General features: G+C 31.1%; 1 pseudogene. It reads left to right on the top strand.

The window, feature by feature from the left end:
- Positions 1 to 183 (top strand): annotated as a pseudogene (locus ACFINC_RS11450) (ABC transporter substrate-binding protein); the annotation flags it as partial.
- Positions 184 to 595 lie beyond the last annotated feature (412 nt).

A 595-nucleotide genomic window follows, 5' to 3' on the forward strand; every position in this document is an offset into this window, starting at 1 on the left:
TTATTTCAAAAAGATCCACAAAAACGGGAAAAAATATATGCTGATTTACAACGTGAGTTAATGCAAAAAGGCCCTTATGCATTTATCTTTCAGAAATATAATGTGATAGCGATGACACCTGATGTCAAAAAATGGGTTTGGAATAGTGCGCCGCGTGTTTTTTATAGTGCAATTGAAAAATAAGCGTGTCTTTTTATGTCATCAAAGATAAAAAGAGCTGATCATAATTATATGATGAAAATACTCTTCTCAGTAAGAGCCCTTCAGTTTTTAAAGAAGATGAAATTGCTGGGGATTGTGTCGTATATGATTGAGGTCAGTGATAGGGAGAGATGGATATGGGAAGTTATATTGAAGAATTTTGGGTTTATGGTTACAAATTCTCTTCATTTTGAATAATAAATTGATCTATCAGAAAATTACTTTATAGATGCTTAGTTTGATTAGATGAAGTTGATGTTTGATACCATGCTGTTTAAAAGATGAAAGAGCAAAATCATAATCACTTTGTGTGAAAAGGTATAAGAATACAAAAGGATGAGATAAAACGGGGAAAAGAATGTTGAAAAGAATTTGTATTTTATTAAGCACAATG

The organism is Bartonella sp. AP58NXGY (genome assembly GCF_042195785.1).
In the GTDB taxonomy this organism is placed as follows: Bacteria; Pseudomonadota; Alphaproteobacteria; order Rhizobiales; family Rhizobiaceae; genus Bartonella.